Origin of the sequence: Kandleria sp. (genome assembly GCF_017934775.1) — a bacterium.
GTDB classification, from domain to species: Bacteria; Bacillota_I; Bacilli_A; order Erysipelotrichales; family Coprobacillaceae; genus Kandleria; species Kandleria vitulina.
In genome coordinates this window covers 1-7816 of the sequence record NZ_JAGBIX010000050.1, presented here as the reverse complement: position 1 = coordinate 7816, position 7816 = coordinate 1, and the positions used below count along the sequence as shown (strand labels likewise).

8 protein-coding genes and 1 pseudogene are annotated in these 7816 nt (G+C 35.3%); 2 read left to right on the top strand and 7 right to left on the bottom strand.

All coding sequences use genetic code 11. The annotated features are described in order from the left end of the window. Positions 1-180 precede the first annotated feature (180 nt). The gene (locus tag J6L95_RS05500; protein ID WP_236700985.1) at positions 181-582 is read right to left on the bottom strand and encodes a pyridoxamine 5'-phosphate oxidase family protein; all 402 of its coding nucleotides are present in this window, start codon (positions 580-582) and stop codon (positions 181-183) included. A gap of 116 nt (positions 583-698) precedes the next feature. On the opposite strand from J6L95_RS05500, the gene J6L95_RS05495 reads away from it, so the two are divergent. Continuing rightward, positions 699-2093, top strand: a complete 1395-nt coding sequence (locus J6L95_RS05495; protein WP_074686977.1) for a 6-phospho-beta-glucosidase — start codon at positions 699-701, stop codon at positions 2091-2093. Here the strand turns inward: J6L95_RS05495 and J6L95_RS05490 are convergent. From J6L95_RS05490 to J6L95_RS05475, 3 genes and pseudogenes are all read right to left on the bottom strand, one after another. Next, positions 2088-2360, bottom strand: coding sequence for a DUF4298 domain-containing protein (locus J6L95_RS05490; RefSeq protein WP_031589585.1), 273 nt, complete (start codon positions 2358-2360; stop codon positions 2088-2090). The genes J6L95_RS05495 and J6L95_RS05490 overlap by 6 nt on opposite strands. 596 nt (positions 2361-2956) lie before the next feature. Continuing rightward, a pseudogene (locus J6L95_RS10885) lies at positions 2957-3713 on the bottom strand (carboxymuconolactone decarboxylase family protein). Between the two features lies 1 nt (position 3714). Beyond that, a complete protein-coding gene (locus J6L95_RS05475) occupies positions 3715-4182 on the bottom strand; it encodes a flavodoxin (RefSeq protein ID WP_287458430.1) in 468 nt (155 codons plus the stop codon). A gap of 138 nt (positions 4183-4320) precedes the next feature. On the opposite strand from J6L95_RS05475, the gene J6L95_RS05470 reads away from it, so the two are divergent. Beyond that, entirely contained in the window at positions 4321-5202 is an 882-nt protein-coding gene (locus tag J6L95_RS05470; protein ID WP_287458429.1) for a LysR family transcriptional regulator, read from the top strand. Positions 5203-5220: 18 nt separating this feature from the next. Here the strand turns inward: J6L95_RS05470 and J6L95_RS05465 are convergent, their stop codons facing one another. From J6L95_RS05465 to J6L95_RS05455, 3 genes are read right to left on the bottom strand one after another with little or no spacing between them, the layout of a single operon-like run. Further along, the gene (locus tag J6L95_RS05465) at positions 5221-6201 is read right to left on the bottom strand and encodes an aldo/keto reductase (RefSeq protein ID WP_287458428.1); all 981 of its coding nucleotides are present in this window, start codon (positions 6199-6201) and stop codon (positions 5221-5223) included. Then, complete coding sequence (locus J6L95_RS05460; RefSeq protein ID WP_287458427.1) at positions 6201-7058, bottom strand: SDR family oxidoreductase; 858 nt, start codon at positions 7056-7058, stop codon at positions 6201-6203. Before J6L95_RS05460 ends, J6L95_RS05465 begins: the two co-directional genes overlap by 1 nt. 8 nt (positions 7059-7066) lie before the next feature. Further along, positions 7067-7582, bottom strand: a complete 516-nt coding sequence (locus tag J6L95_RS05455) for a flavodoxin (protein ID WP_035878151.1) — start codon at positions 7580-7582, stop codon at positions 7067-7069. Positions 7583-7816 lie beyond the last annotated feature (234 nt).

The window sequence follows — 7816 nt, the reverse complement described above, 5'->3', positions numbered from 1 at the left end:
TTTTTTTATTACCTTCATAATCATTCGGTTTAGAAAAATTCAAAATATTCAATTTTAATACTACATGAATGATATCGCATCGTTCATCGATCCCTGAAATCTGTCATTCATCAAGTTTTTCATAAACTTTTGACTCTACCTTGTTTCATTTTAACATAAAAAACACGTCGAAACGTGTTTTTAGAAATGATATGTCTTTGTTTCTTCCACAAATGAACACAATGATGCTTTCGCATTCTTGAAATAAAGCATCTGCATATTGTCATCATCAGCACTATACATTGGTGCTAAAGAAGGCATTTTTTCAAGCATGGCCACTTTGACATCATGGGAATCATCATTGACGAGTTCACCGGCAACACGAAGCCATTTTCCATCTTTGAAGGCACAGATTTCTACATGTGGATTAATGCTGATCTGTTTTGATACATCCTTTATTTTGCCTGTTTGAATATAGAGTCTTCCATCATAAAGCAGCACTGTACCAAAGGGTCTGACTCTAGGCTGATTTCCTTCCATAGTTGCAAGATAATATGTCTGTGCTTCATCTAAAAACTGATAAACGATTTCGATATCTTTCATAATAACCTCCTCATATTTATTCTATCACTTATTTTTAATAAGAATATCATAATTTGAAAAAATGTAAGCGGTATGAAAAAGTGATGCTATAGTAAAACCAGATAGGAGGATGAGAAATGAAAAAAAGTGTAAAAATTGTCACAATCGGTGGTGGCAGCAGCTATACTCCCGAACTTATGGAAGGCTTTATTAAAAGATATGAAGAAATGCCGATCAAGGAAATATGGCTAGTAGATATTGAGGAAGGAAAAGAAAAACTAGAAATCGTAGGAAAGATGGCACAGCGTATGTGGGATGCTTCTGGTTATGATGTCAAAGTCCATTTAACTTTAAATAGAAGAGAAGCATTAAAAGATGCAGACTTTGTCACAACCCAATTCAGAGTCGGTTTACTAAATGCCCGTATTAAAGATGAACGTATTCCCTTATCATATGGTCAGCTTGGACAAGAGACCAATGGAGCTGGAGGTATTTTTAAGGCCTTTAGAACAGTCCCTGTCATCTTGTCCATTGTAGAAGATATGAAGGAGCTTTGTCCTCATGCATGGCTTATCAATTTCACAAATCCAAGCGGCATGATTACTGAAGCTATTATAAGATACACTCATTGGGATCGTGTCATTGGCTTATGTAATGTTCCAGTTGGCGCTATGATGAAAGAACCTCAGCTTATTAATAAGTCATTAGATGATTTAGTTTATAAATTTGCAGGATTGAATCATTTCCATTGGCATAAGGTCTTTGATAGTCATACAGGAGAAGATGTGACTTTAAAGATCATTGATGCGCTTTATACTCAAGATGATGAATCCGTACCTGCCAATATTTTTGATGTTCCTTATTTTAAAGAACAGCTTGAAACCATGAAGATGATTCCTTGTGGATATCATAGATATTATTATCGTGAACAGGAAATGTTAAATCATCTGATTGAAGAATACAATACTATTGGTACAAGAGCTGAACAAGTCAAGGAAGTAGAAGAACGTCTCTTTGAATTATACAAAGATCCATATTTGGATCATAAACCTGAAGAACTTGCCAAGCGTGGTGGTGCTCATTATAGTGATGCTGCATGTGAAACTATTGTTTCAATCTTTAACAATAAGAACACGCACATCGTCGTTTCTACTAAAAACAATGGTGCCGTTCCAGACTTGCCAGATGACTGTGTTGTAGAAGTATCTTCCCATGTTGGTGGATGCGGTGCTCTTCCAATTGCCTTTGGTCCTTTACCAAATGCTGAAAAAGGATGGCTTCAGCTTATGAAGAACATGGAACTTTGTGTTCTCGAAGCAGCTGTCAACGGAGACTATGGCATGGCTTTAGAGGCCTTCACAATAAATCCACAGATTGTTTCTGGTGAAAATGCGAAAAGAATTCTTGATGAGCTTCTTATTGCCCACAAGAAATATCTTCCTCAATTCAAAGATAAGATTGAAGAACTTGAAAAAGAAGGCATTACCATTAAAGATAATGTTGCAAGAGAACTCTGTGAACAAGGATTATAAGAATGTCATCAGTTCATGATAATCATCTAACACTGATGAGATTCCATCTTCAGAAAGTACTCCGCGTTTAAGATCTGCTGGAAGCTTTCCTTCTTCATCAAGCTGAAAGTCTTCTTTCCAATATGAAGATGTATAGTAAGCTTCCAGCTTTTCTATTTCCTCTTGATAAGCCTTAAGTGCTTCAAGGCTATTTATTACGTCCTGTATTTTCTGATGCGTATTATTAAGGATGTTTTCCATTTCCTTAATTCTGTTTATATTATCCATAAAATTACCCCATTTCTATATCAAAAGAGCAATGGAAATCATTGCTCTTTTAAATGTTGTTTTCTAAATCTCGTATTTTTTTGGCAGGTACCCCTGCTACAAGTGTATTATCTGGAATGTCTTTAGTGACCACTGCTCCCGCAGCCACGGTAACGTTCCTTCCTATCCATACATCATCTCCTATATGAATAGGTTTAACATTTGCGAGATGTTGACGTCTTGCTTTTGGAGTGAGCGGATGTCCGACTGTGATTGGGTTCAATCATGACATGATCGCCGATAAAGATTTCTCTTGCGTCAAGTATTGTAAGATTATAGCTACCGAAAAAATGATTGCCAATGAATATGTTTTTTCCCATTATCACAATTGAAAGTTTTTGCAATCCAAACTTCTTATCCTACGCTGCCAGGCATTTCTTTTAGAGAAGCTATATCCCAATCATCAAAACAAAAATCAAGACCGGCTTTGAGTTTTTCAAATTCTCGCATAGTATAACTCTCTCCTCTCATGAATATTATTATATCAATTAGAAAACAGCTTTTCTAAAAAAGCACTTCTCAAAATAAAAAAAGATGATCGAAATCATCTTTCTTTTTTATAACTTTAAATAGTCTTCATCAGATACCTGTTCACACCATTCATTACTTGTTTCTTCACCAGGTACTTCAATCGCAATGTGGGAAAACCATGAATCTTTTTTAGCACCATGCCAATGTTTAACATTAGCTGGGATGACAATCACTTTTCCAGGAACAAGTTCAACTGCATCCTTTCCTTCTTCCTGATACCAGCCTTCACCAGCTGTACAGATTAAAATCTGTCCTCCACCACTTTTAGCATGATGAATATGCCAATTATTTCTGCATCCTGGTTCAAAGGTTACATTAAATAAAGGAAATTCTCCATTAGTAAGTGGATTTAAGAAAGACTCACCTATGAAATACTGTGCAAAATTGACATTAGCATTTCCTGTCCCAAATACATTTACTTTTTCAAAATCATTTTTGTTGTTATACTTCATTGTCAATACCTCCATAAACTTCTTTTGCAAGATTGAATACAGCCCAAGCTTTAGGCCATCCTGCATAAAATGCAACATGTGTAATTGTTGTGGCCATTTCTTTTTGTGTTACACCGTTCTTTTTGGCATTTTCTATATGATACTTTAAAGAACTATCAGTAATACCTTGTGACATTAAAGATACTACTGTAATAAGACATCTTGTCTTTAAATCAATGTCTTCATTATTCCAGTTTTCTCCAAATAGAACATCATCATTATAATGTGCAAAATCTGGTGCAAATTCACCAAGTGCCTTTCTTCCGGCGTCCTGTACGATTTTCTTACTCATACTATCTCTCCTTATTTATCCATTGTTTAACTTCTTTAATATTGGAAAGTCTTTTACCTTCAACACTGAGAGCTTCAGGAATCATTTTCTTAACATTGGAAACAGCACTTTCTATACCGCTTCCTCCTGATGTACAAAATAGCAATACTTTTTTATTAGTAAAATCATAACTATCAATAAAAGTATCAATGATGGATGGTTCACGATACCACCATATTGGAAATCCAATAAAGACTGTATCGTATTTTGACATATCTTCTACATGATTGCTGATTTTTGGTCGTGAAGATGAATCTTTCATTTCCAGTGAACTTCTGCTTTGATCATTATTCCAATTCAGATCTTCATTTGTATAGGCAACGGCTGGATTTATTTCAAATACATCAGCTTCCAATGTTGATGAAAGAGCATCAGCGATAGATGCTGTACGACCAGTTGCACTAAAATATGCAATTAATGTTTGACTCATTTTTCTTGCCTCCTTAAATTGAACTTCCTTCGATTACTATTTTACAGTGTAGATATTACAATGTGAAATATTAATATCTCATTACTTGTTATGTATAAAATGCATTACAAGTGTTAATATAAAATTGGAGGATACATTATGGAAATAAGAACACTAAAATACTTTCTTGAAATAGCAAAAACAGAAAATATGACAAGTGCTGCTAGAAACCTTCATGTTTCACAATCCGCCTTATCTAGACAGATGACTGATCTAGAAAGAGAGATTGGCAAGACTTTGTTTATTAGGACAAACAGACAGACACTGCTTAGTGAAGATGGTCTTCATCTTGCTAGACGTGTTGAAGAAATTATTGCACTTGTCGAAAAGACAGAGAAAGAAATGCATGATGAGAAGGATATCTCCGGTGAGATTCATATTGGTGCTGGTGAAACCAAAGGGTTCTCTCTTCTTTGTGAAGCCATGAAAAGAGTACAGGAAAAATATCCTCACATCTCTTTTTCAACCTATAGCGGCAATGCCACCGATATTAGTGAAAAGCTTGAACATGGTCTCCTTGATTTTGGATTAATGTTTGAACCTTTTAGTAAAGAACGTTATCAATACATTGATTTCCCTTATGTCAATAAATTAGGATTAATTGTAAAAAGCGATCATCCTCTTGCTAATCAAAAAAGCATTACTGAAAAAGAAATAAGAGATATTCCTTTATTAGTATCTTCAAGATTAAATGATAAAAACCTATTTCAGGAACTTTCAAATAAAGAGGTTGAAGCTTTAAAAATCAAAGGAACCTATAATCTTATCTTTAATGCAATCTTGATGGTCAATCAAGGAATAGGAAGTGCAATTGCTATTGATGGACTTATCAATCAAGATAATAATTTAAGATTTTTACAATTTGAACCTGAAATAAATCTAAAAATGTACTTTGTATGGAAAAAGAATCATATCCATACAAAAGCTTCTGAAGTTTTTCTTGAAGAGCTTCAGAAGATCATACAAGATGCAAGAAACTAAGGCATGCCTTAGTTTCTTTTATTTATGTCCACCAAAGACATCAAATGTCATTGTGCTAAGCTTTTCTTCAAGAAGATTCATTTCTTCTTTTGATAATGTGATATCTCCTGCGTGATAATTAGAAATTAATCTATTAATCTTTCTTGAACCTGGAATAGGAATGATAAAATCTTCTTTATTGATCATCCAGGCTAAAGAAATCTGTGCCAAAGTCGCATTGTGCGATTTAGCCACTTGTTCTAATACCTCTAACAGTGCTTCAGTCTTCTTAATACCTTCTGGTGTATACTGAGGCATATTGGCTCTGAAGTCAGATCCATCTTTAGAGAATTCATTTTTACGATAGGCCCCTGTCAACGCTCCATTTGCCATTGGAGAAAAGGCTACATAGGAAATTCCTAATTCTTTACATACTGGGAAGAGGTTTTCATGCCATCTTGCCATCATGGAATATCTGTTTTCAATAGCTGTAACAGGACATACTGCATGAGCTCGTCTTAAGTAGTCTTCGTTGACTTCTGAAATACCCCAAGCCTTGATTTTTCCTTCTTCGATAAGTTCCTTCATTACTTCAGCAACGACTTCTGGTTCTACTTTAGGATCAATACGATGCTGATAATAAAGATCAATATGATCTGTCTGTAATTTCTTAAGTGACTTTTCAACTGATTCACGAATCTTTTTTGGAGAAGAATCAAGTTCAAGGTGATCTCCTTTATGTGTTACCCCAAATTTTGTACAAAGAATAATTTCATCTCTGAAATCCTTGATAGCTTCACCGACTAGTTCTTCATTGTAGTTGATGCTGCCATCTTCATTAATACCTGTATAACATTCAGCTGTATCATAGAAATTATAACCAATCTCATGGGCTTCTCTTAATATTCTGATTGATTCTTCTTTTGGAAGTGGTGCTCCACTTGCATGTGAGAATCCCATGCAGCCAAGTCCTACAACATTGACATACATATCAGTCTGACCTAATCGTACTTTTTTCATTATTGTGCTCCTTCCTTCATACCTTCTTTTGATTCTGGATTAAGTGGTCCATAATAATAGGATGCTGTTGCACCTCCATCAATAAGGAATGTTGATCCAGTAATAAAGCTTCCTTTTTCACTCATCATTAATTCAGCGACATCTGCAACTTCATCAGCGATACCAGGTCTTTTAGCTGGTGACTTAGCGAACATGTTCTTATAGAAGTCCCCTCTTAAGCCATTGAATTCATCGATTGCTAGTGGAGTGACGATGATGCCAGGTGCAATCGCATTGATACGTGCTCCCTTTTCGCCCCACTTAACTGCTTCATACATGACTCTTTTTTCATTACATCTTTTTGCAAGCTGGTATGCTTTTAAAGTGTTTTCGATTTTATCTACTGATAAGAAATCAAGATTTAATAATTCTTCTGTTGGTGTCATCGCTAAAGCACGATCCTGTTCAGGAGTTAACTGCTTCATTCTAAATCCTGACTGAGAAGAAATAACAACACCAGTTGCTCCTTCTTTAACAACTTTTCTTACTTCTTCAAGAAGTACTGCTGTACCATAAAGATCAACTTTTAATATTGTTTCAATACTTGCCTGTGATGGAGAAACACCTGCTCCATTGATAAGGTATTTAATATCACCGTATTCCAATGCTTTATTGATGATAGCCTTGATAGATTCTCTTGAAGATAAATCCATTTCAAATGGTTCTACATCATATCCCGCATTGATCATAATGTCAGCAATGTTTTTTGCATTATCAATATTCTTGTCACCAAGAACAATCTTCATTCCTCTTCCCATTCTTCTTGCAATGGCCATTGAAATCTGACCTGCACCAATAACTAACGCTACATTTTTCATATTTTCACTTACTTTATATTATTTTTAACCCATTTAATACATGCTTCTTCACTAATGTCAGCATCTGCTCCATGAATAGCTAATCCTTTACCTACAACTGCACCTTGGCAATGTCTCTTTAATGCTAATGGTGCCCCTGATAATCCACTACCTTCGTGTGTCATAACAGGATAGACATTCTTTCCATTAAAGTTCAATGCATCAAGTAATGTAAAGATTGCCATTGGATATGTTCCCCACCAGCATGGTCCTGCCACAATGATGTTGTCATATTCTTCAATGCTAGTTAACATCTTTTTCAAGGCCGGACGAGCGTTGGCTCTCAATTCATCTTTAGCTTCTTCTGTACATGTCATGTAATCTGAAGAGTATTCTTTTTCTGTTTCTACCTCGAACAAATCAGCATTAGCTGCTTTTGCGATATATTCTGCAACTATTTTTGTATTGCCTTTTTCGAGATCTTCAATTGATCCGTTTACGTAATTCTGTCCTTTTCTTGAATAATAAATAACTAAGGTGCTCATAATAATGACCTCTCTTTCAATTAAAAGTATAAAAAAATAGGCTCATACAATCAATTTTGATTATTGAGCCTATTCATAAGTTAAACTTATGTGTTGTCAACTACCACGCACCTAAAGGTACGTGGCTTGCGACTCCCCTGTAGTTCGTTGCAATAACTCCTACATTTTGTCGGTGTAACTTCCGTGGGGTCGCATCATGGGACGGTTGACACCGCCCCTTACGACAAAGATTTA